The organism is Rhodococcus sp. NPDC057014, assembly GCF_042673295.1.
Taxonomy (GTDB): Bacteria; Actinomycetota; Actinomycetes; order Mycobacteriales; family Mycobacteriaceae; genus Rhodococcus_F.
On sequence record NZ_JBHUSF010000060.1, the window covers coordinates 1 to 21,223 of the forward strand.

The 21,223-nt window shown below is 69.1% G+C and carries 24 protein-coding genes; 11 read left to right on the top strand and 13 right to left on the bottom strand.

Annotated features, from left to right (window positions below; all coding sequences use genetic code 11):
• Window positions 1-327, top strand: a 327-nt coding sequence (locus ACFTZB_RS14795) for an acetyl-CoA carboxylase biotin carboxyl carrier protein subunit (RefSeq protein WP_378432548.1), incomplete at its 5' end; no start/stop codon positions are given.
• Window positions 328-366: 39 nt separating this feature from the next.
• Here ACFTZB_RS14795 and ACFTZB_RS14800 read toward each other — a convergent pair.
• A complete protein-coding gene (locus ACFTZB_RS14800; RefSeq protein WP_219455441.1) occupies window positions 367-1,272 on the bottom strand; it encodes an IclR family transcriptional regulator in 906 nt (301 codons plus the stop codon).
• 115 nt (window positions 1,273-1,387) lie between these two features.
• On the opposite strand from ACFTZB_RS14800, the gene ACFTZB_RS14805 reads away from it, so the two are divergent.
• Both ACFTZB_RS14805 and ACFTZB_RS14810 read left to right on the top strand, forming a co-directional pair.
• Entirely contained in the window at window positions 1,388-2,311 is a 924-nt protein-coding gene (locus ACFTZB_RS14805; protein WP_378432549.1) for an oxygenase MpaB family protein, read from the top strand.
• Window positions 2,312-2,427: 116 nt separating this feature from the next.
• Window positions 2,428-2,826 carry a hypothetical protein gene (locus ACFTZB_RS14810; RefSeq protein ID WP_378432550.1) on the top strand — a complete coding sequence of 133 codons (399 nt, stop codon included), beginning with the start codon at window positions 2,428-2,430 and terminating at the stop codon, window positions 2,824-2,826.
• Between the two features lie 30 nt (window positions 2,827-2,856).
• Here the strand turns inward: ACFTZB_RS14810 and ACFTZB_RS14815 are convergent, their stop codons facing one another.
• Both ACFTZB_RS14815 and ACFTZB_RS14820 read right to left on the bottom strand, forming a co-directional pair.
• The gene (locus ACFTZB_RS14815; RefSeq protein WP_072942833.1) at window positions 2,857-3,537 is read right to left on the bottom strand and encodes a TetR/AcrR family transcriptional regulator; all 681 of its coding nucleotides are present in this window, start codon (window positions 3,535-3,537) and stop codon (window positions 2,857-2,859) included.
• A 37-nt stretch (window positions 3,538-3,574) separates the two neighbouring features.
• Window positions 3,575-4,420 (bottom strand): SDR family oxidoreductase, encoded by an 846-nt coding sequence (locus tag ACFTZB_RS14820; RefSeq protein WP_378432551.1) that lies wholly within the window; start codon window positions 4,418-4,420, stop codon window positions 3,575-3,577.
• Between the two features lie 41 nt (window positions 4,421-4,461).
• Here ACFTZB_RS14820 and rraA point away from each other — a divergent pair, with 41 nt between their 5' ends.
• Both rraA and ACFTZB_RS14830 read left to right on the top strand, forming a co-directional pair.
• Window positions 4,462-4,932 carry a ribonuclease E activity regulator RraA gene (rraA, locus tag ACFTZB_RS14825; protein WP_005563989.1) on the top strand — a complete coding sequence of 157 codons (471 nt, stop codon included), beginning with the start codon at window positions 4,462-4,464 and terminating at the stop codon, window positions 4,930-4,932.
• 37 nt (window positions 4,933-4,969) lie between these two features.
• Window positions 4,970-6,325 (top strand): dipeptidase, encoded by a 1,356-nt coding sequence (locus tag ACFTZB_RS14830; RefSeq protein WP_378432552.1) that lies wholly within the window; start codon window positions 4,970-4,972, stop codon window positions 6,323-6,325.
• Here the strand turns inward: ACFTZB_RS14830 and ACFTZB_RS14835 are convergent.
• Complete coding sequence (locus tag ACFTZB_RS14835) at window positions 6,316-6,543, bottom strand: RNA-binding S4 domain-containing protein (RefSeq protein WP_378432553.1); 228 nt, start codon at window positions 6,541-6,543, stop codon at window positions 6,316-6,318. The genes ACFTZB_RS14830 and ACFTZB_RS14835 overlap by 10 nt on opposite strands.
• A gap of 110 nt (window positions 6,544-6,653) precedes the next feature.
• On the opposite strand from ACFTZB_RS14835, the gene lysX reads away from it, so the two are divergent.
• The 4 genes from lysX to ACFTZB_RS14855 are packed head-to-tail and all read left to right on the top strand — an operon-like array spanning window position 6,654 to window position 12,113.
• The gene (gene lysX, locus ACFTZB_RS14840; protein WP_378432555.1) at window positions 6,654-9,998 is read left to right on the top strand and encodes a bifunctional lysylphosphatidylglycerol synthetase/lysine--tRNA ligase LysX; all 3,345 of its coding nucleotides are present in this window, start codon (window positions 6,654-6,656) and stop codon (window positions 9,996-9,998) included.
• Window positions 9,995-10,675, top strand: coding sequence for a DUF998 domain-containing protein (locus tag ACFTZB_RS14845; RefSeq protein WP_378432557.1), 681 nt, complete (start codon window positions 9,995-9,997; stop codon window positions 10,673-10,675). Before lysX ends, ACFTZB_RS14845 begins: the two co-directional genes overlap by 4 nt.
• A 14-nt stretch (window positions 10,676-10,689) precedes the next feature.
• A complete protein-coding gene (locus tag ACFTZB_RS14850; protein ID WP_378432586.1) occupies window positions 10,690-11,508 on the top strand; it encodes an alpha/beta fold hydrolase in 819 nt (272 codons plus the stop codon).
• Between the two features lie 5 nt (window positions 11,509-11,513).
• Window positions 11,514-12,113 (top strand): histidine phosphatase family protein, encoded by a 600-nt coding sequence (locus tag ACFTZB_RS14855; RefSeq protein ID WP_378432558.1) that lies wholly within the window; start codon window positions 11,514-11,516, stop codon window positions 12,111-12,113.
• Window positions 12,114-12,129: 16 nt separating this feature from the next.
• Here ACFTZB_RS14855 and ACFTZB_RS14860 read toward each other — a convergent pair whose 3' ends face one another.
• From ACFTZB_RS14860 to ACFTZB_RS14880, 5 genes are all read right to left on the bottom strand, one after another.
• Window positions 12,130-13,356 carry an Hsp70 family protein gene (locus ACFTZB_RS14860; RefSeq protein ID WP_378432559.1) on the bottom strand — a complete coding sequence of 409 codons (1,227 nt, stop codon included), beginning with the start codon at window positions 13,354-13,356 and terminating at the stop codon, window positions 12,130-12,132.
• A 71-nt stretch (window positions 13,357-13,427) separates the two neighbouring features.
• Window positions 13,428-14,906: an Hsp70 family protein gene (locus ACFTZB_RS14865; RefSeq protein WP_378432560.1), complete on the bottom strand. Its 1,479-nt coding sequence runs from the start codon at window positions 14,904-14,906 to the stop codon at window positions 13,428-13,430.
• 232 nt (window positions 14,907-15,138) lie between these two features.
• The gene (locus ACFTZB_RS14870; RefSeq protein ID WP_378432561.1) at window positions 15,139-15,840 is read right to left on the bottom strand and encodes a dienelactone hydrolase family protein; all 702 of its coding nucleotides are present in this window, start codon (window positions 15,838-15,840) and stop codon (window positions 15,139-15,141) included.
• Between the two features lie 11 nt (window positions 15,841-15,851).
• Window positions 15,852-16,145 (bottom strand): putative quinol monooxygenase, encoded by a 294-nt coding sequence (locus ACFTZB_RS14875; protein WP_378432562.1) that lies wholly within the window; start codon window positions 16,143-16,145, stop codon window positions 15,852-15,854.
• A 61-nt stretch (window positions 16,146-16,206) separates the two neighbouring features.
• Window positions 16,207-16,704: a hypothetical protein gene (locus ACFTZB_RS14880; RefSeq protein WP_378432563.1), complete on the bottom strand. Its 498-nt coding sequence runs from the start codon at window positions 16,702-16,704 to the stop codon at window positions 16,207-16,209.
• A 31-nt stretch (window positions 16,705-16,735) separates the two neighbouring features.
• Between ACFTZB_RS14880 and ACFTZB_RS14885 the strand changes: the two genes are divergently transcribed.
• Window positions 16,736-17,644, top strand: coding sequence for an SDR family NAD(P)-dependent oxidoreductase (locus ACFTZB_RS14885; protein ID WP_378432564.1), 909 nt, complete (start codon window positions 16,736-16,738; stop codon window positions 17,642-17,644).
• Between the two features lie 9 nt (window positions 17,645-17,653).
• On the opposite strand, the gene ACFTZB_RS14890 is transcribed toward ACFTZB_RS14885, so the two are convergent.
• Entirely contained in the window at window positions 17,654-18,493 is an 840-nt protein-coding gene (locus ACFTZB_RS14890; RefSeq protein ID WP_378432565.1) for an SDR family oxidoreductase, read from the bottom strand.
• A gap of 1 nt (window position 18,494) precedes the next feature.
• A complete protein-coding gene (locus tag ACFTZB_RS14895; RefSeq protein ID WP_378432567.1) occupies window positions 18,495-18,938 on the bottom strand; it encodes a hypothetical protein in 444 nt (147 codons plus the stop codon).
• 116 nt (window positions 18,939-19,054) lie between these two features.
• Here ACFTZB_RS14895 and ACFTZB_RS14900 point away from each other — a divergent pair, with 116 nt between their 5' ends.
• Window positions 19,055-19,720, top strand: a complete 666-nt coding sequence (locus ACFTZB_RS14900) for a TetR/AcrR family transcriptional regulator (protein ID WP_378432568.1) — start codon at window positions 19,055-19,057, stop codon at window positions 19,718-19,720.
• Between the two features lie 80 nt (window positions 19,721-19,800).
• Here the strand turns inward: ACFTZB_RS14900 and ACFTZB_RS14905 are convergent, their stop codons facing one another.
• Both ACFTZB_RS14905 and ACFTZB_RS14910 read right to left on the bottom strand, forming a co-directional pair.
• A complete protein-coding gene (locus tag ACFTZB_RS14905; RefSeq protein WP_378432569.1) occupies window positions 19,801-20,250 on the bottom strand; it encodes an acyl-CoA thioesterase in 450 nt (149 codons plus the stop codon).
• A 22-nt stretch (window positions 20,251-20,272) separates the two neighbouring features.
• Window positions 20,273-21,187 carry a cutinase family protein gene (locus ACFTZB_RS14910; protein WP_378432588.1) on the bottom strand — a complete coding sequence of 305 codons (915 nt, stop codon included), beginning with the start codon at window positions 21,185-21,187 and terminating at the stop codon, window positions 20,273-20,275.
• Window positions 21,188-21,223 lie beyond the last annotated feature (36 nt).

Here is a 21,223-nt window from a genome sequence, read left to right on the forward strand (position 1 = left end):
GTATCGCTGCCCGGCCAGTTCACCCTCGGCACCGGCAACGGTGCCCCCGCCGGCGCGGTCCGCAAGAAGCCCAAGGCCCGCACCCGCGGCGGCGCCCACGGCGGCGCCGCCTCCGGTGACGCCGTCACCGCCCCCATGCAGGGCACCGTCGTCAAGGTCGCCGTCGAAGAAGGACAACAAGTCGCCGAGGGCGACCTCATCGCCGTCCTCGAGGCCATGAAGATGGAAAACCCCGTCAACGCCCACAAGGCCGGCACCGTCACCGGCCTCGCCGTCGAACCCGGCTCCGCCATCACCCAGGGCACCGTCCTCGCCGAGCTCAAGTAGCTTGTGAGTACTTGTTAACCGCCCGCGGTTAACAAGTACTCACGGGTGGCGGCCGTGCATGGCGGTCGTCACCCGGGCCGCGGCGTCGCGGACCAATTCACCGATTTCCGCCGTGCGCACCCCCGACATCGGCCGGGACGCATCGGCGACGCACAGCACGACAGCCGGTTCACCGTCGCGGTCGAACGCCGCCGCGTTGATCGACAGCGGCTGGTAACTGCCCTCCGGGTCGATGTCGCCGACCACCGCATCCGCCGACAGCAGTTTGCGCGCCTCCCGCAGCGCGACGGTCGAGCGGTGCCCTCCCACTCCGCGACCGCGGAGTTCCGACACTGCATCTGCCAGCGAATGCTGTTGCTGCTGCATGCATTCCATCGCGTATCCGCGCTCCCGGACGAGCGCGAGAGCCGGCTCGTACGTCGCGCGCAGCACGTCCACGTCGACACCGAGGCTCTGCCCGCCGAGGGCGTACCACTCGTCGCGCTGCTCCTGCGGATACCAGGCCGCGATTCCCGAACCGATGGGCGGCACGAGCAGCACCTTGTCGCCGAGACGCAACCCGAGGGTCCCCCGGCGCCCGCCGACCGGTTGCACCACCTCCGCCACCACCACGTCGCTTCCCGATTGCACGAACGCGATGGACGCCATGTCGGACGCGTCGGCCAGTTCGTGCATCACCGACCGCGCGAGGTCGACGACGTCCGTGGCCGTCTCCGCGGCCCGCCCGACCGGGATCAACGCGGGACCGAGACGGTAGGTCTTGCGGGTGGGGTGCCGGATGAGCCAGCCGGCTTCGGTCAGTGCGACGACCATCGGGTAGCAGGTGGCCTTCGCGACGCCGAGGTGCCGGGCGATGTCGGCGAGGCTCCGGGGCGTCTCCGGCTCGTCGGCGAGGAGTTCCGTCAGCATCACGATGCGGTCGGTCTGGGGAGAATTTCGTGCCATGTGTTTGCATAATGCCACTCTGGCGTCGCACTGTGACAGGGGATACAGTCGAGCCATCTGAACGATCGCTAAATTGCCTGGCCATCTGTCACAGCCGCTGCAGGAAGTGAAACTCATGAAACGCTTCGACCTACGTCGCCGGACCGACCGCCTCGACCCCGAGACGCAGTACGAAGAGATCGCCCGGATTCTCGCCACGCAGGAGTTTCCCTGGGACATCAACCAAGCCCTCAGCTTCGCGCTGTTCCGGACGTACGCGGTGCCCACCATCGGCAGGCTGCTGTTCGAGACCGGCGAATTCACCGAACGCGTGCAGAAACGCTACGACGACACCGGCCTCATCCTCGACGCGGTCCTCGAAAACGGCCTCACCAGCGACCCGGGCCGCGCCGGCATCCGCCGGATGAACCAGATGCACGGCTCCTACGACATCTCCAACGACGACATGCGGTACGTGCTGTCGACGTTCGTGGTGATCCCGGCGCGCTGGATCGAAGACTTCGGCTGGCGGAAACTCACCCGCAACGAGATCGTCGGTACCACCAACTACTACCGTGCGCTCGGCAAGTACATGGGGATCAAGGAGATTCCCGAGACCTTCGAGGCGTTCGAGAAGTTCTTGGACGACTACGAGCGGGAACACTTCCTCTTCGACTCGGGCGGCCGCGCCGTCGCCGACTCCACGCTCGACCTCCTCTGCACGTTCCCGCCGAACAATCTCGCACCCGCCGCCCTGATCAAACGGTTCTCCTGGGCCCTGATGGACGATCCGCTTCTCGACGCGTTCGCCTACCGTCGGCCGTCCCGCCTCGCGCGGACGCTGTCCCGGGGCGCACTGAAGGCCCGCGCCCGGCTCGTCCGGTTCTATCCCGTGCGCACCGTGCCCAAGTTCGCCCGCGACCTGCCCAACATTCGCAGCTACCCGAACGGGTACGACGTGGAGAAACTGGGCACCTTCCCCCGAACCTGCCCTGTGCAGCACACCAACGGTACGGTCGCGCCGGAAAACACCTCATCCCGAACCGCTTTGGACGCCTGATCGACGTAAAGCCGTGTGTTCGAACTATTCTCGGACACACGGCGAATGAGGGTGGGCAACTCCCGGTTCTGCCGTAACGTGGCCGCGCATAGAGACCGTCGACAGGAAGGGATTTTGTGCACTTCTCGCGAGGGACCCTGACCATTGCCGCACTGGCCGGAGCGGCCACACTCGCTCTGGCGCCCACGGCAACCGCCGCCACCACCTACCAGATCACCGTCATTCCGCCGATCGGCACCGTCCGCGCCAACAATCTGGTGACGCTCGGCGCGCTGGTCACTCCCACTCCGGCCGGCACGGACGGATCCACCCCGGCCGAACTCGAGATCACCGAACCCGACGGCGATGTGAACACCCGCAGCATCCCGCTCACCCTCGGTGCCGGGACGGCGGCGATCCGGACCCACGAGGCCGGCCGCTACTCCGTCGTCTTCACGTTCGCCCCGCCGAACGGCACTCCCGCCGAGGCGACGGCACAGTTCGACGTCGTCGCGTCGTCGGGTCTGGGGAGCTGACGACCGCACCCTGCCGGGGCGCATCGCCGGTCAGACGTCGGCGGTGCGCCTCTTCTTCGGCTTGACGGGAAGCTCGGTGGAGCCGACCGTCTTCATGGCGATCTCGACGTACTTGCGGGCCACCGCGTCCGGGGTCAGCTTGCCTTCGGCGTGGTACCAGCGTGGAATCGACTGGCACATGCCGAGAAGCGCCCGCGTGGTCTCCGCGGCATCCGCCACGTCGAACAGCTCCCGCTTCTTGCCTTCCTTGACGATCTCGAGCACCAGTTCCTCCACGCCCTTGCGGACGGTGCGGTACCGCTGCCGGTTCTCCGGGCTCAGGTACCGCACCTCGCTCTCGAGCGCCGCCAGGCGGGACCGCATGGTCATCCGCAGCACGATCGCCTCGATCACGTTGGCGAGCCGTTGCACCGGATCGTCGCCGCCGTCGGCGCTCGCGGCGTGGGCCCGCTCGAGGACGTCGCTGGTGGAGAGTTCGAGAAGCGCGAGGAGAACGGCCTCCTTGTTCTCGTGGTGGTAGTAGAGAGCGGGTACCGTGACACCGACACGGCGGGCGATGTCACGCACCGAGGTGCCGTGGAAGCCGTGTTCGTAGAACGCGTCGAGGGAGGCGCTGAGGATCGGCGTCAACTTCGTGGGTTCGAGGCGGCGCCAGTCTGCCGCGTTGCCGACCTCGATGGGCGGCGTCGCACCCTTGGATGAGCTGACCATCAAAGACCTATCTACCGCTCGCTATGCCAGGACTTGGTCAAGTGTAGCTGGAAAGGTAGTCGGCGAACGTCTGCGGCGGACGCCCGGTGAGCGTCTCGACGTCGCCCGTCACCACCGCCAACTCGCCGGCCGCGATCGCCGCGTACGAGGTCACCCACCCTGCGACCTCGAATTCCGGCGCCACGTAGTGGGCCCGCGACGCGTACGCCTCGGCCAGGGTCTCGTTCTCGAAACGCACCGAACGTCCGGTCACCCTCGTGATCGTCTCGGCCGCCTCGGTGAGAGTGAACGCGTCCGGTCCCGTCAGCCGGTAGGTGACGCCGTCGTGGTCGCCGTTACCGGTGGTGAGGACGGCCGTCACCGCATCGGCGACGTCGTCGGGTGCCACCGCGCTCACCCGGCCGTCGCCGGCGGGCCCCCGGATGACGCCCTGATCGTCGGCCATCAGCGGAATGATCGACTGATACCAGCCGTCCTGCAGGAACGTGAACTTCAGGCCGCTCTCCCGGATGTGCTGCTCCGTGAAGTAGTGGTCGCGGCCGAACGTGAACGTGCACTCGGGCGCCGCGCCCAGAAACGACAGGTAGACGATCCGCTCCACCCCGGCGGCACGGGCCGCGTCCACGGCGGTGCGGTGCTCCTCGCGCCGGGTCGCGCTCTCGTGACCCGAGACGAGGAACAGCAACCGGACACCGTCCAGCGCGGCCGTCATCGCCGGACCGTCGGCGTACGTGGCCACGGCGAACGCGGAGTCGAAATGCTCGGCCAGCGGCCCGAGCCGCTGCGCGTTCCGCCCGATCAGCCGCACACCCGCGCCGCCGCCGAGCCTCTCGAGCACCTTGCCGCCGACGGACCCGGTGGCTCCAGTCACTGCAATGGTCATGGCTCGCATTCTCCCAGCGCCGGACCTCTATCCTGGCGCGTATGACTGAACCCGTGGCAACCGCTGACCTGGCAGACGAGATCGGACCCGACATCCGGAGCTGCGACACGCAGTTCATCCAGTTCGGCGGCCGTGAAGTGTTCTCCGGCCCCATCACCACCATCAAGTGCTTCCAGGACAACCTGCTGGTCAAGCAGACCCTCGGCGAGCCCGGCAACGGCGGCGTCCTCGTGGTCGACGGCGACGCCAGCATCCACACCGCCCTGGTCGGCGACATCATCGCCGGCCGCGGCGTCGACAACGGCTGGGCAGGCGTGATCGTCAACGGCGCGGTCCGCGACTCGGCGATCCTGAAGACCCTGGACATCGGCGTCAAGGCACTCGGCACCAACCCCCGCAAGAGCACCCAGACCGGCTCCGGTGAGAAGAACGTCCCGATCGAGATCGGCGGCGTGACGTTCAACCCCGGCGAGACCGTCTACAGCGATCAGGACGGCGTCGTCGTCCGCTGAGTACGCCGGGACCGACCTGACACTCGAGGAGGCGTTGATGTCCGACGAAATCCGTTCCAGGGTGGCCGCGCTGATGCCCACGGCGCGTGACGAACTCGCCGAGCTGGTGGCCATGCGGTCGGTGGCCGATCCGCGGCAGTTCCCGCCGGAGGAATGCCTTCGCGCCGCCCACTGGGTCGAGGACGCGTTCGCCGGGGCCGGAATCGGACAGGTCGAACTGATCGAGACGTCCGACGGTTCACACGCCGTCGTCGGACATCAACCCGCGCCCGACGGCGCCCCGACGGTGCTGCTGTACTGCCACTACGACGTTCAACCGCCCGGCGACGAGAACCTGTGGCACACCGACCCGTTCACCCTCACCGAGCGGGACGGGCGCTGGTACGGGCGGGGCGCGGCCGACTGCAAGGGCAACATCGTGATGCACCTGCTGGCATTGCGCGCACTCGGCACCCCGTTCCCCGTCGGCATCAGAATCGTCGCCGAAGGGTCCGAGGAAATGGGCACCGGTGGCCTCGAGAACCTCGTCGAGGCCAGGCCCGAACTGTTCGACGCCGACATGATCCTCGTCGTCGACACCGGAAACGCCGCCGTCGGCAGACCCACCGTCACCACCACCCTGCGTGGCATCGCGAACGTCGTGGTCCACGTCGAGACCCTGGCCGGGGAGGTGCATTCGGGCATGTACGGCGGACCGGCCCCCGACGCACTCGCCGCGCTCGTCCGGATGCTCGCCACACTGCGTGACGCGGACGGCAACACCGTCGTCGACGGACTCGAATCCGACCAGACGTGGCCGGGCGTCGACTACCCCGAGGCCCAGTTCCGCACGGACGCCGGGGTGCTCGACGGTGTCGGTCTCGCCGGCTCGGCTTCCGTCGCCGACGCCGTGTGGGCCCGGCCCGCCCTGACCATCCTCGGCATCGACTGCCCGCCCGTGGTCGGCTCCGCCGCCGCCATTGCGCCACGCGCCTCGGCCCGCCTCAACCTGCGGGTGCCGCCCGGGATGGACCCGCAGAGGGCGCAGGACGCCCTCGCCGCGCACCTCGAGAACGCCGCACCGTGGAATGCGCGGGTGACGGTGGAACGCGAAGCAGTCGGCTCCCCGTTCCGCGCGACCACGGACGGTCCCGGTTACGCCGCCCTCGGCGCGGCGATGGAGGAGGCATTCGGGACAGACCTCGGAACCGCCGGGCAGGGCGGCTCCATCCCGCTGTGCAACGTCTTCTCCGCCGTGATCCCGACCGCGGAGATCGCCCTGATCGGGGTGGAGGAACCGCGCTGCCTCATCCACGCCCCCAACGAGAGTGTGGATCCCAGCGAAATCGAGAACCTCGCCATCGCCGAGGCACTGTTCCTGCAGCGGTTCGCGACCGCCGCCCGTCAGGACTGAGAACTCACCCGGGCCGTCATCCCACCGATCTCCACGACGTCCCCGTCCCGCAACTGCCGACCCCGCCGCACCTCGATCTCACCGTTCACCGACACGAGTCCGTCGGCGATCACTTCCTTCGCCTCGGCCCCCGACTCGATGAGGTTGGCGAGCTTCAGGAATTGGCCGAGACGGATGGATTCGTCGCGGATCGGCACGGCGTCGTGAATGTCGGACATGCCTCTATCTTCCCTCTTCACCCAAATCGCGGCCCGACGGCTCACACTGAACACTGGAACATCTGTCTCCCGTGATCGGTACGTATCTCTCGCCGGGAAGGAAACGCTCGATGTCAGCTAGCACCGAGACACACCACGCGTCCGAGGCGGCCGTCCCCACCGCACCACGGCCCCGGCCCGCACTCGGCTCGAAGAGCGGGCGCCTGCACCAGGTTCCCCACATCGCGGGACTGATCCTGGGCGTCTTCTCGGTGCTCGTGTTCCTGTGGAGCATCTCACCGGTGCTGCGCTACTACGTGCACGTGCCGCGGGAGTACATCGACACCTACTACTTCGACGCCCCCGACACCAGCCTGTCGTGGGCGCTGGTGGTCGCGCTGCTCGCGGCGGCGCTCGCGAGCCGCAAGCGCATCGCGTGGTGGCTGCTGACGCTCTATCTGACTCTGATCCTGATCACCAACGTGATCGTGAGCATCACCGACCGGAACGTGAACGCGATGGTCGCCGCCGTGGTCCAGGTGGTGCTGATCGGCATCCTCATCGCGGCCCGGCCCGAGTTCTACACCCGGGTCCGGCGCGGCGCAGGCTGGAAAGCGCTGGGCGTGCTCATCGTCGGACTCGCCATCGGCACCCTCGTCGGGTGGGGACTCGTCGAACTGTTCCCCGGCACCCTGCCGCAGGGCGAGCGTTTCCTGTGGGCGCTCAACCGCGTGACCGCGCTCGCCGCCGCCGACAACGAACAGTTCAGCGGTCGCCCGCACGGATTCGTCAACACCCTCCTCGGCCTGTTCGGCGCGATCGCCCTCCTCGCCGCCGTCATCACCCTGTTCCGCGCCCAGCGCTCCCACAACGCGCTCACCGGCAACGACGAATCGGCGCTGCGGGGACTGCTGTTGCAGTACGGCGCCGACGACTCCCTCGGCTACTTCGCCACCCGCCGCGACAAGGCCGTCGTATTCGCACCGAGCGGGAAAGCGGCCATCACGTACCGCGTCGAACTCGGTGTGTGCCTGGCCAGCGGGGATCCGATCGGCGACCCGGAGGCGTGGCCGCACGCGATCGAGGCGTGGCAGGCACTCGCATCCCAATACGGTTGGGCCACCGCCGTGATGGGCGCCAGCGAAACCGGGGCCACCGCCTACAACAAGGCCGGTCTCACCGTCCTCCAACTCGGTGACGAAGCGATCCTCCGCACCCGCGAGTTCAACCTCAGCGGACGCGACATGCGGCAGGTCCGCCAGGCCGTGACCCGCGTCCGCCGCCAGGGCGTCACCGTCCGGATCCGCAGGCACCGCGACGTTCCCCCCGAGGAGATGGCCGAGGCCATCCGGCTCGCGGACGCCTGGCGCGACACCGCGACCGAGCGCGGCTTCTCGATGGCGCTCGGCCGGCTCGGTGACCGCCTCGACGGCGACTGCCTGCTCGTGGAGGCCATCGCCGAGGACGGTGAGATCGACGGCATCCTGTCGCTGGTTCCGTGGGGACCCACGGGCGTCTCGCTCGACCTGATGCGCCGCAAGCCGACCTCCCCCAACGGGGTGGTCGAGCTGATGGTGTCCGAACTGGCCACCACCTCCGACCAATTCGGCATCACCAAGGTGTCGCTGAACTTCGCGGTGTTCCGCTCGGTCTTCGAGGAGGGCTCCCGCATCGGCGCCGGACCCATCCTGCGGATCTGGCGCTCGATCCTCGTCTTCTTCTCCCGCTGGTGGCAGCTCGAGGCGCTGTACCGGTCCAACGTGAAGTACCAGCCGGAGTGGGTGCCGCGGTTCCTCTGCTTCGAGGACAACCGGGAACTGCTGCGCGTCGGATTCGCCTCGGCGGTCGCGGAAGGATTCGTGACGTTGCCCCGGTTCGGCCGCTCCGGAACCCACGACGCCATCGCTCACACCGGCCACCACGCCGCGGTCCCCGCCGCACTCGTCGCCGCCGAGGGACTGCACTCCGACGGCAGCGCACCCGGCGAGGGCCTCGCACCGACGGCGACCGGACCGAAACGTCCCGAGCAGGTCCGCGTCCGGCTCGACAAGTTGGCCGGCCTCGCGGAACAGGGAATCGACCCCTACCCGGTCGCGTACCCACCGTCCCACACGGTGTCCGAGGCCGTGGAGTCGCCGGAGGGGACCACCGTCCGCATCGCCGGCCGCCTGCTCCGGATCCGCGACTACGGCGGCGTCGTGTTCGCCGTGGTCCGGGACTGGTCCGGCGACATCCAGATCCTCGTCGACGAGGCGCGGGTGGGTACCGACCGAATCCGGGCGTTCGCCGCCGAATTCGACCTCGGGGACCTCGTCGAGGTCGCCGGCGTCATCGGATACAGCCGTCGTGGTGCGCTGTCGCTGCTCGCGAACGAGTGGCGCATGACCGGCAAGTGCCTGCACCCCCTGCCCGACAAGTGGAAGGGCCTGTCCGACCCGGAAACCCGGGTGCGGCAGCGGTACGTCGACCTCGCCATCAACTCGGACGCCCGCCGCCTGCTCGAGGCCCGCAGCGCCGTCGTGAAGTCGCTGCGCGATTCGCTCGGCGGCCGCGGATTCCTCGAGGTGGAGACCCCGATCCTGCAGCAGGTGCACGGCGGCGCCAACGCGGCCCCGTTCCTCACCCACATCAACGCCTACAACCTGGACCTGTACCTGCGGATCGCGCCGGAGCTGTACCTCAAACGCCTGTGCGTCGCAGGCATGGAGAAGGTGTTCGAGATCGGCCGCGTCTTCCGCAACGAGGGCGTCGATTTCAAGCACAACCCGGAATTCACGATCCTCGAGGCCTACGAGGCGCACAGCGACTACGAGAAGATGATGGTCCTGTGCCGGGAGCTCATCCAGACGGCGGCGGTCGCGGCGTACGGGCGCGAGATCATCATGCGGCCGGGCCCCGACGGCACGCTCGTGGAGGTCGACATCTCCGGCGACTGGCCCGTCAAGACGATGCACCAGGCGGTCGCCGAGAAACTCGGCGTCGACGTCTCCCCCGAGACACCGCTCGCGGAACTGCACCGGCTCTGCGACGAACACGAGATCCCGTACCAGTCCGCGTGGGACGCCGGCGCCGTGGCGCAGGAAATGTACGAGCACCTGGTGGAGGACTACACCGAGTTCCCCACGTTCTACACCAACTTCCCCACGTCGATGTCGCCGCTGACGCGTCCGCACCCCACGATTCCGGGGGTCGCGGCCAAATGGGATCTCGTCGCGTGGGGCGTCGAACTCGGCACCGCCTACAGCGAACTCACCGACCCGGTCGATCAGCGGAACCGCCTCACCGAGCAGTCGATGCTCGCGGCCGGCGGCGACGAGGAGGCGATGGAACTCGACGAGGACTTCCTGCAGGCGCTCGAACACGCCATGCCGCCGACCGGTGGTCTCGGCATGGGCGTCGACCGGGTGGTCATGCTCATCACCGGCGGCAGCATCCGCGAAACCCTCGCCTTCCCCCTGGCCAAGCCGAGGCAATGACCGCCCGTGGCCGGGTGGCCGTCGCGGCACTGCTGATCCTCGGCGCCGTGGGCTACGCGTCGTGGCTGCTCGAATTCGTCCTCGACACCGGCATCGATCCACTGCGGGGGTTCGCGAGCGAACTCGCCGCCGCGGACCAGCCGTACGGATTCTGGTTCCGGACCGGCGACCTGGTGACCGGATGCATCGTCGCCGTGGCCGGGGTGCTCGGACTGTCGCGGTACTCCCAGGGCTGGGTGACGGCGGTCGGGTGGGTCGCGCTGATCGTGTTCGCTGCCGCGACCGTCGCCGATTCGCGCCTGCCGATGAGTTGCGCGGCCACCACCGACGCCGTGTGCGCCGCGCGCGAATCCGCCGGGCACCTGCCGCTCACCCACGATCTACACGCCATGACCAGCGCGTCCGCGTCGACGGGAGCCGTGGTGTCGTGCCTCGCGTTCCTGCTGGCCGCGTTCCGGTACGGCTGGCCGACCTGGTTGAAACTGACCGGCGGGGCCGTGGCGATCGTGTTCGTCGGGGGCACGGTGTGGACGCTGACGGCCGCCGGACTGCGCGGCCAACAGGACGCCTGGCTCGGGCTCGGCCAGCGCGTCCAACTGCTCGCGTTCTGCGGGTGGCTGATCTTCGTGGCGCTCAGCGTGATTCACGTCACCCCGGAAAGGGATGGTTCCACGTGAAACGTCCTGGGGAAATGGTCGCGGGAGTACACGTGGTGATCGACGGCGACGGCCCACCCGTCGTCCTCTACGGCGGCCTCGGCGGGAACTGGTTCGACTGGGACGACGTGGTCGAACTGCTGTCCGAGACCTGCCTCGTCGTGCGGATCGATCGACCCGGGTACGGACTCAGTCCGCCGTCCGCCGAGCGGCCGTCCGCTCGCGGTGAGGCCGACAGAATCGCCGGCGTTCTCGACGCGCTTCGGGTGACCACGCCGGCGGTGGTCGTCGGCCACTCGCTCGGCGGCATCTACGTCGAGGCGTTCGCGCGGCTGTACCCCGAGCGGACCGGCGGCGTGATCCTGCTCGACGCCACCGTCACCACCCGCCCGCACCGCCTGATCCCGACCCGGTGGCGCGTCACGGCAGGCAGGCGGGTGGCCCGGGCGGCCAGCGCGGTGGGACTGCAGAAACTTCTCGGCCCCACGGTCCGCCGGGTCCTGAACCATTCGACCCCACCCGGCGGGATCGCCCCCGACACCCGCCGGTGGGTTGCACGGATCTACCGCGAGCCCGCATACCTCGAATCCTCGATCGTCGAGAACGCGTCGTACCCGGCACTGGCCCAGGAACTGGCCGCGCTGCGCGAGACCACGACGATCACGGCGCCCGCCGTCGTGGCCGCCGCCCACACCGGACGCCCGACGCCCTGGGGGTCGGCGTGGATCCGCACGCAGAAGCAGTTCGCGCACTTCCTGGGCGCCACGTTCCGCGTCGTGCGCCCCGCGCACCACCACGCGATGATCGATCAGCCCGGCCAGATCGCGGCGCTGGTGCGGGAGCTGGCAAGCTGAGCTGCGTGCAACTGCTATTGATCCGCCACGCGCTGCCCGAGCTCGTCACCGCGTCCGACGGGCGCGCGGACCCCGCACTGACCGAGGAAGGTCACGCCCAGGCCAAGCGGCTGCCCGCCGCGCTGGCCCCGTACCGCATCGCCCGGATCGTGAGCAGCCCGCAACGCCGCGCACTCGAGACGGCGGCGCCGGTCGCCGAGGCGCTCAACCTTCCCGTCACCGAATACGTCGGGCTCGCGGAATACGACTACGACCTCGACCACTACATCCCGTTCCACGAAGCGGAGGCACGGGCACCGGAGGCCTACGCCCGCATCCGGGCAGGCGAGTTCCCCGAGTCTGTCGACGCCGACGCATTCCGCACCAGGGTGTTCGAGTCCCTCGGCCGCATCGTCGACGAGTCCGGCCACGAGGACACCGTCGCGGTGTTCGCCCACGGCGGCGTCGTCAACGTGTTCCTGCAGCAGCTTCTCGGCCTCGACCGGCCTCTCGTGTTCCCGATCGAGTACGTGTCCGTCACGCGGGTGCTCGTCTCCCGCAACGGCGAGCGACGGGTCGCGTCGGTCAACGAGACCGGCCACGTCCGGGACATGCTGCGCCGGTAGCACCCGCCCCGATCCGCTAGAGGCCCGGAATCCGGGGCAGCGGCGGTAGCGGCGGGGGCGGTGGGAGGGTCGGCAGCTGAATCTGCGGCAGACCGGGAATGAGGGGCCGCGGGGCGGGGGCCGGTGCGGGCGCCGGTTCCGGCACACTCGCCTCCTCCTGGGCCGGCTCCGGAATCGACACCGCGGCCGGCGGCGGCGCCACCGGCGACGGCGCGGGCGACGGTGACGCCTCCTCCGCGCTCGGCTGCGTGGCGGCGGGTTGCGCTTCGCCCTCCGCGCCCCGCAACTGGTTGCCGTAACCGAGACCGAGACCGATCACCGCGACGACCGCCAGCGCACCACCGGCCAACGCACCGGCCCGGATCACCGGCTTGGCGAACTTCCCGGCGGCAGACGGGGCCCCGACCCGGCCCGAGTACTCCTGCGCCAGCACCGCGGCACCTTCCGCCGCGACCAGTTCGGGTTGTGCGGGCACGATCACCGGGAGCGCGAGCCACGACTCCATCAGCGACGCCACCAGCGGGATGTGCGCGCCGCCCCCGATCAGAACCACCGCGTCCGGTCTGCGTCCGGACGAGTCGATCACTTCACGCGCCAGGCGCGCCGACGCCTCCACCGGGCGGACGATGAGCGAATCGAGATTGTCCTGCGAGAGCAGCAGCAGACCGCCGTCGCCGGGCACGCAGACCGCGGTGTTCGTGGACAGTTCCTCCTTGGCCCGCCGGCAGCGCTCGGTAAGCGCCCACTCCGCGGCCTCGTCGACCGGGCGGGCAATGCGTTCCTGCTCGAGCTGGTGGTCGCGGATCAAGCGGTCGATGCCGTCGCCGCTGATCTCCTCGGTCCGTGCCGCGGCGAGGGCCTCCCCGGTGAGCCGGTCGACGACCGTGACGGTGAGGCCGGAACTGCCGAGGTCGTAGAACACGAGCGTCGAATGGTCGTCGAGCTGTCCCGACGCCTCGAGCTGCCGGAGCACCGCCGTCACCTCCGGGACCAGCCGGCAGTCGCCCATCGCGGCCTGCACGGCAGCGGCTTGCGCCTGATCGCGATACGCGACACCGATCGCCTGCACCTCGTCGGCGGCAGGGCATTGGGCCATCACCGTTTCGATGGAATCGGCAACCAGCTGTTCCGGGTGGGTGTGAGCAGAATCCACGGGAAACGACCGGAATACGGCCCCCTCGTCGTCCGGGAACGCCACGCGCACCGCGCTGGCACCGACCGATACACCCAGAACTGAAACCATGACCAGACTATAACGGTTTGGTCACGACAAGCATGTCGGGGCCTCGCGACGACCGCCGTCGTTATAACGGATCAGAGCCCGGGGATCCGCGGCAATTCCAACGGAGCGGGCGGCGGAATCGTCGGCATCTGGAACTGCGGCAGACCCGGGATCAGCGGAGCGGGTTCCGTCGTCGTCGGCGGAGCCGACGTGTCGGTCGGCGCGACGCTCTGCGTGTCGGGAGCGGCCGGCGCCTGCGTCGGACTCTGCATCCACGTCTGCGGCTGGTACGTGCTGCGCACCTCGGTCTGCGGCGGGATCACCGGCTGCTCGTCGACCACCGACGGAGCCGCCTCCACGGGCGCGGGGACTTCCGCGGTCGTCGTGGGCTGCGGCGGTGCCGCCTGCTGCGCGGCGGGCGCCTCCGTCGTCGCCTGCGTCGCGGCCGGCTGCGCGTCCTCCTCGGAACCCTGCAGAAGGTCGATGCCGAAGCCGAGTCCGAGACCGACCGCGGCGACCACGCCAACGCCTGCGAGGACGACACCACGACGCTTCCGGGCCGGGGCGATCACCTCGTCCGAGTTCGAGTGCGGGGACGAGGCCCACAGGGCCTGCGTCTCCGGTTCCGGTTCCGGTTCGGGTTCCAGCTCCAGTTCCGGCTCGTGCGCCGGCTCCGGCTCGTGCTCCGGCTGGGGCAGAGGTACCAGGAACTCGTCGAACGTCGGGAGCGCCAGCAGGGCCGCACCCTCGGCCGCCACCAATTCGGGCTGCGCGGGGACGATCACGGGAAGGTCGAGCCAGGACTCCATCACCGACGCGACCAAGGGAATGTGCGCGCCGCCGCCGATCAGCACCGCGGCGTCGGGGACGCGTCCCGAGCGGCGGATGACCTCACGCGTGAGGCGCGCCGACGTCTCGACGGGACCCACGATGAGCGAATCGAAGGTGTCCTGCGACAAAAGCAGCAGACCGCCCTCGCCGGGCATGCACACGGCGCCGTTGCTGGACAGCTGCTCTTTCGCGTCGCGGCACCGCGCGGCGAGCGCGAAGGCGGCCGCAGCGTCGGCGGGGTGCGCGAAGCGGTGAAGTTCGAGTTGGTTGTCGCAGATCAGCCGGTCGACGAGGTCGCCGCTGATCTGATCCGAGCGGGCACTGCTCAGCACCATGCCGGTGTCGCGGTCGAGGACGGTGACGGTGAGACCCGAACTGCCGAGGTCGTAGAACACGAGCGTGGCGTGGTCGCCGAGTTCCCCGGACATCTCCAGCATCTGCAGCGCGGCGGTGACTTCGGGGACCAGTTGGAAGTTGCCGATCTGCAGCCGCGCCATCGCGGCCTGCATGGCACCGGCCTGCGCGTCGTCCTGGTACGCGACGCCGATGGCCTCCACCTCGTCGGCCTCGTCCCGCTCGGCGAGCACCGTCCCGATGGACTCGGCGGCCAGTTCCGCCGGTCGTTCGAGTGTTGCGGTCACCGACCGTGATTGGAAGGTCGGGGTTTCGAGGCTCACGGCGTCGTGGCACGCGAAGCGCACCGCGCTGGCGCCGACGGATACACCGAGAACTGAAGTCATGCCGCCGACTATAACGGTTCGATTACGGGTCTCGCGCAGGAAGGAGACCGGACGCCACGTCAGGCGGGTTTTCGACGTACTCCTGTGACGCACATCGTATTCCCGGCGACGCACCGGCGTCGAAACCTGCGGAAACGCGGCGCCCGAGACGCGGCGAACGCAACACGCCGTGATCTGTCTGATTCGTGGACGAATGTCGCGTTGCCGTACACCCGAGGAGATTCGGCGGCGATCAGTCGGTTCCGGCTGCGCGTGTTCCGTCGACGTGGGTGCCGAACCACTGCAGCGTTCGCGCCCATCCGTCCCGGGCGGCCGCCTCGTCGTACACGGCGGGCCGGTCGTCGCAGTGGAAGCCGTGTTCGGCCTCGGGGTAGCGGACGATGTCGGTGTCGACCGGTGCGTGGGCGGCGGCGGTGCGCAGTTCCTCGACCTCCTCGGCCGGGATCCCCTTATCGCGGTCGCCGAACAGGCCCAGCCACGGCGTCCGGAGACGGCCGGCGGCGTCGAGTTGCGTCGGATACCCGAACCGCCCCTTCGCGATGCCGCCGCCGTAGAAACTCGCCGCCGCGCCCAGGTCGAGGCGGGTCGCCGTGTGGAACGCGACCGTCCCGCCCATGCAGAATCCGACGATCGCCGTGTTCCGCGGTTCGATCGAGGCCGCCGACAGAGCCGCGACGGCCCCGTCGACGTCCTCGTCGATGTGCTCCGCGGTGAGCTCACCGATCAGCGACATCGCCGACTTCAGGTCGTCGTAGGCCAGCACCGGATCCCCGTTCCGGTGGAACAGGTGCGGCGCGACGGCGTGATACCCGGCCACGGCGAAACGACGGCAGACGTCGACGATGTGCTCGGTGACGCCGAACGCCTCCTGGATGACGACGACGCCGCCGCGGACCGGACCTTCGGGGGCGATGACGGTGAGTGGTGTGGTCACGAAATGTGACTCTAGGAAACCGGCTTCAGCGGGTGGATTCCCGGTGCCCCGGCGAGGTGCTCACCGAACGTCCCGAGTGCGGCCTGGAAGTGCGGCGACTGCATGTGCGCGTCGAGCGCCTCCTGGCCGGTCCACACCTCCACGGTGACGAAGGTTCCCGCGACCGCGGCCGATTCGAAGACCTCGTACGAGATGCAGCCCTCCTCCTTGCGGCTCTCCGCGGCCAACGCGGACAGTCCGCCGCCGACAATGTCCTCGGAGCCGGGCTTGGCAGGAATGGTCGCTACGACATGCAGATCGGACATCGACTCCCTTTCGTGAACGCCACCTCGTGTGGCCCGTCTCACGTAAGCACAGTTGGGTCGGCTAGGAAACCCGAAGTCGCGTCAAATAATCGGTGACCTTCGGTTCGTCCCAGCCGTGCGCCTCACGGAGACCGTCCGCGATGGTCGCGAGATAGGCGGGCGCGGGCGCATTCCTGGCGACGACGTCGCCGCGGGCGCGGGTGGTGAACGTGCGCATGGGGACGCCGTTGCGGGATCCGACCGTGACCAGGCGGTCGTAGCAGGCGGGTTCCTGCGCGTGAATGTCCTCGAACTGTTCCCGCGTCACCAGAAAGGCGCGGGCCGCGACGGTGCCGGGTGCGTCGGGGTCGTAGAACGCGCGGCCACCGCCCCAGATCCGCGACTCTCCCGCGAAGAACACCGTGCCGGGTATCACCACCGGCATCGACGCCCGTGGAGCGCGCGCGTCGCGGGCGCCCGCGTGCACGAGGTTGCCCCCGGCCGGGCGCCCACCACGCAGGTAGCAGGTCAGACGCGTCGCAGCCATGTTCGACCCATAGCTGACGTACCAGATCAGCACACAAACGACCGTACTCGGACAAGATGGTCACATGAGTCTTCTCGGCGAAGTCAGGGCCTGGCGCAGCGGTGCACGGAAGCATCACCGTCTGCGGGATCTCGACGGCACTCTCGTCGTCGTCACCGGCGGCGGCAGTGGGATCGGGCGCGAGACCGCGCTGGCGTTCGCGTCCGAAGGTGCCGTGGTGGTGGTCGCCGATCGCGATCTCGAATCCGCGCAGCAGACCTCCGATCTCATCAACTCCGCCCAGATGAAGGGCGGCGGCGCCGTCGCCATCTTCGGTGGCGGCTCCCACGCGTATCAGGTGGATGTCGCGGTGGAGGACGAGGTGCAGCGCTTCGCGGAGACGGTGCAGGCCGAGCACGGCACCCCCGACGTCGTGATCAACAACGCCGGAATCGGATATTCGGGCACGTTCACGAAGACGCCGCAGAAGGACTTCGAGCGGGTGATGGACGTGAACTTCTGGGGTGTCGTCTACGGTTGCCGCGCGTTCGCCGAGCAGATGATCGAACGCGGAACCGGCGGGCACATCGTGAACCTGTCGTCCGCCGCGGCGTTCACGCCGCAGAAGCGGCTCACGGCGTACGCGACGAGCAAGGCCGCCGTGTTCATGCTCTCGGATTGTCTCCGAGCGGAATTGGTGAATCACGGCATCGGCGTCAGCGCCATCTGCCCGGGACTCGTCCACACCAACATCATCCAGGCCACCGACTTCGCCGGCGCCACCCCGGAGGAGCAGGCGAAGATGCGCGACCGCACCGACAAGCTCTATCGCAAACGCGGTTTCACCCCGGACCGGGTGGCGACCCAGATCGTGAAGGCCGTCAAGTCCGACAAGGCCGTCGTCCCCGTCACGTCCGAAGCCAGGTTCGGGCGCGCGCTGAGCCGCCTCGCACCGGGCAGCATGCGGCTCGGCGCCCGCCTCGACCTCGGCTGATCCGACAGGTCAGCGGGTGGGCGCCTGCACCCGGCCGGTGTAGGCGTCCATGCTGTGATAGACACCGAGCCGGTCGGCCAGGCGGTCCCAGGCACGCACCGGCAGGACGGCTTTCGCGACCCGCGACAGGTACAGCGACCGCGGCAGCATCAGCAGCGGCGTGCCCTGCCGCATCGCCTGCCACGACCGGACCGTGACCTCTTCCGGGCTGAGGATCGGGGCGAACAGCGGGTTCTTCACGCCGTCGAACATGCCGGTCGAGATGTAACTCGGGCACACCGTCGTGACCTTGACGTGCCCGTGGCCGGCCTGGACCAGTTCGAGTCGCAGCGAATCGCTCCACCCCAGGACGGCCCATTTCGACGCCGCGTACACCGCCATTCTCGGCGTCGCGACGGTCCCGGCGGCCGACGCGATGTTCACGATGCGGCACTCCCGGCCCCGGTCCTCGATCATGGCGGGCAGGAACTCGTTGGTGACGTACATCGGCGCGAGCGTGTTGACGTCCATCACGAATTTCGTGTCCGACTCGTGGTCGTGCTCCCAGAAGTACTTGCCGCGCACCACCCCGGCGTTGTTGACGAGCACGTCGGGAGGGCCGAACGCACCCCGGACCTCGGCGGCCGCGGTGCGGACCGAGTCGAGGTCTGCGACGTCGACGACCTGCGCGCTGACAGCACACCCCGATTCGCGCAGCTCCTGTGCGGTGCGTTCGAGCCCGTCGGCGTCGATGTCCCACAACACGACCGCGGCGGCGTCGTCGGCGGCCGCGAGGGGGGCGAAGAGCCGTCCCATCCCCATTGCCGCCCCGGTGATCAGGACCGTCCGGCCCGCTGCCGAGAATCCCACGTCATGCTCTCCTTCGGTCGAGACCGGCCCGGTCGGCGGGCTCGTAGTAGAGGGTTTCCATCCGGTCCTTCAACGCGACCTGCGCGCGGCGCAACGCCTGCCACACGACCGGTGCGGCCACCCCGCCGAGCAGTTGTCCGGCCGGCCTGCCGGGTGAGTGGTAGCGGAAGTCGACGGTGAGTTCCGTTTCGTCCTCGCTGAGGGCGGCGAACGTCCAGACCGATTCGTGCACGCCGTGATCGGCCTCGACGACGAGGCGGCGACCCGGATCCGACGCGGTGATCCGGCCGCGGGACGGCAGCGTGACCGGGCCGAGCACGGTCTCCGCGTCGGCGAGGTATTCGAACGCCATCGGGGGCGGGACGACGATCACCGTGGTGCTGCGCAACCCGATCATCGAACGCCCGGGCGTGCGGGGGCCGGACAGGCAGAGCTGAATGGACAAGGCGGTGTTCCCAACGTGTCGGCGTCCGAGCTGCAGAGTGTGTGGTACATCGATGTACCGCATACTGGTGACGCTATACGGAAACACCGCCGCAGGGAAGACTACGATTCGATTCGATGACGAACCCCCAGCAAGACGCCGGTGACGGGCGCGCTGCCCGTTGGCGCGGCCAACGCGAGAAGCGGCGCTCGGAGTTCGTCGAACGAGCACTCGTCGCCATCGCCGAAGAAGGTCCCGACGTGTCGGTCGCGACGATGGCCGTCTACGCCGAGGTCGCGCGCACGCGCATCTACCGGCACTTCGAAGACAGCACCGACCTCCGGAACGCCGTCGCACGCCGGGTCGCCGCGATGATGCTCCTCGAATACGCGCCCGTGATCACCATCGACGGCGCGCCGCACGCGATCCTCACCCGCGCCGCCCGCACCCACCTCGACTGGGTCACCGAACACGCCAACCTGTACCGCTACCTGATGTCGTTCTCCCCCGCCGCCGAAGAGGTGCGACGGGCCATCACCACCGCCGTCGCCGACATGCTCCGCCCCTACCTGGATGCGCTCGGCACCCCTGCCACCGCGACGCCTCTGGCCAACGCGCTGATCGGGATGGTCGAGTCGGTGGCGGTGGACTGGATCGAACGACCGGGCGGCACCGACGTCGGCACCCTGACCGAACAGCTCGCCGCGTGGGCGTGGGCACTGGTCGACACCACCATGCGCGGCCGCGGCGTCGTCCTCGATCCCGACGTTCCCCTACCGGCCCCCAACGCCCTCCGCACGTGAGTGGGAAAGCGTCCCGGAACACACATTCCCACTCACCTGCGTAGGTGAGTGGGAAAGCGTGCGGGAACACACTTTGCCGCTCACGTGCGGGACCAGCGGGCCAGGTACTCGCGCTCGGTGGGAGTGATGCGGCGTAGCCGCTGGGCATCGACGTCCGCGACGGCCATCTGCGTGGTCGCGGTGACGGCGGGCGGGTCGGTGAGCGCGGCACGGGCGCCACGAACCTCGTAGCCGATCGTGAAATCGACGGCCCGGTGCTGGGCGATCCACATCGTGACCCGCAGCGGGCTGTCGGAATGCCGCAACTGCGCCCGGTACTTCACGTGGATGTCGGCGATGAACGCGCTCGTGATGAGCGACGAGTTCTCGCTGCCCTCACTGAGCAGCCAGTCGATCCGGGCCTCCTCCAGCAGCGTCACCATCCGTGCGTGGTTGACGTGCTGAAAGGCGTCCATGTCGGACCACCGGACGGTCACGAAGGCGTCGTAGCCGACGAAGGCGGCGGGGGTGTCAGTCACGCTGGACATCATCCCCCGCCGCCTTCGGTGGAAGTCACGCGATGTCGCGCAACCAGTTCCTCAGCCACGTCGTGGCGGGCGTACCCGCACCGTCGACGGCGTAGCTGGTGTAGTCCTGGTGGGCCTGCGACTTGTAGAACTGCTCGAGTTCGTCGATGCGCTTCTCGTTGGACGGCTCGTCCAGCTGAGCCATCAGCGCGGGCACACCGCCGACCGCGAGGAGATCGTTCCAGATCGCGAGGGCCTCTTCCTGGTACCGGCCGAACAGCGACGGCGTCGGATCCGACGTCTGCGCGAGGAAGCCCGCGAACCGTGTCACGAAGTCGTCCTTCGGCGTGGAGCAGTACAGGTCGCCGTACGCGCAGAACGTGCGCGTGTTCTGGCTGACCCAGCCGAACCCGCCGATGCGGGGACCGCCGGCGCCGCTGCCGGCCACGGCGGGGCCGACGAGGGCGTCGGTCGGCGACCGCCGCGGATCGGAGACGAGTCCGACGGCCGCGATCTTGTCGGCCGGAACGACACCGAGGCCGGTGCCGATCTCCGCGGCGAGATCACCCGCGGCGTCGGCGCCCTGGCTGTAGCCGATGATCGACAGCTTCGTGTCCGGGCACTGCTGCGCCATCGACGACAACATGCCCTTGGCGTTGGTGACCGCCTGCGCCTTCGAGCGCCCGTACACGTCCGACTCCCACGGGAACGCCGTGGCGGCGTACGTGACGTAATCGGTGCGGATCGACGACGGCAGGCCGTTGGTGACCGCGGACAGCAGACCCGGAGTCGGCTTGACATTGGCCTTGGTGGACGTTTCCCACGTCCCCGGAATGGCGACCACGTACAGGCTCGGGCAGGGGTCCGCGTTCGCCACTGCGCTCGTACCCACCACCCCCGACACCACCGGGATGGCCGCGGCAGCGGCCACTGCGGTCAAGAATGCGATAACCCGTCTCATTGCCATGGCATCAACCTGTTCTCCCCTTCGCCGTCC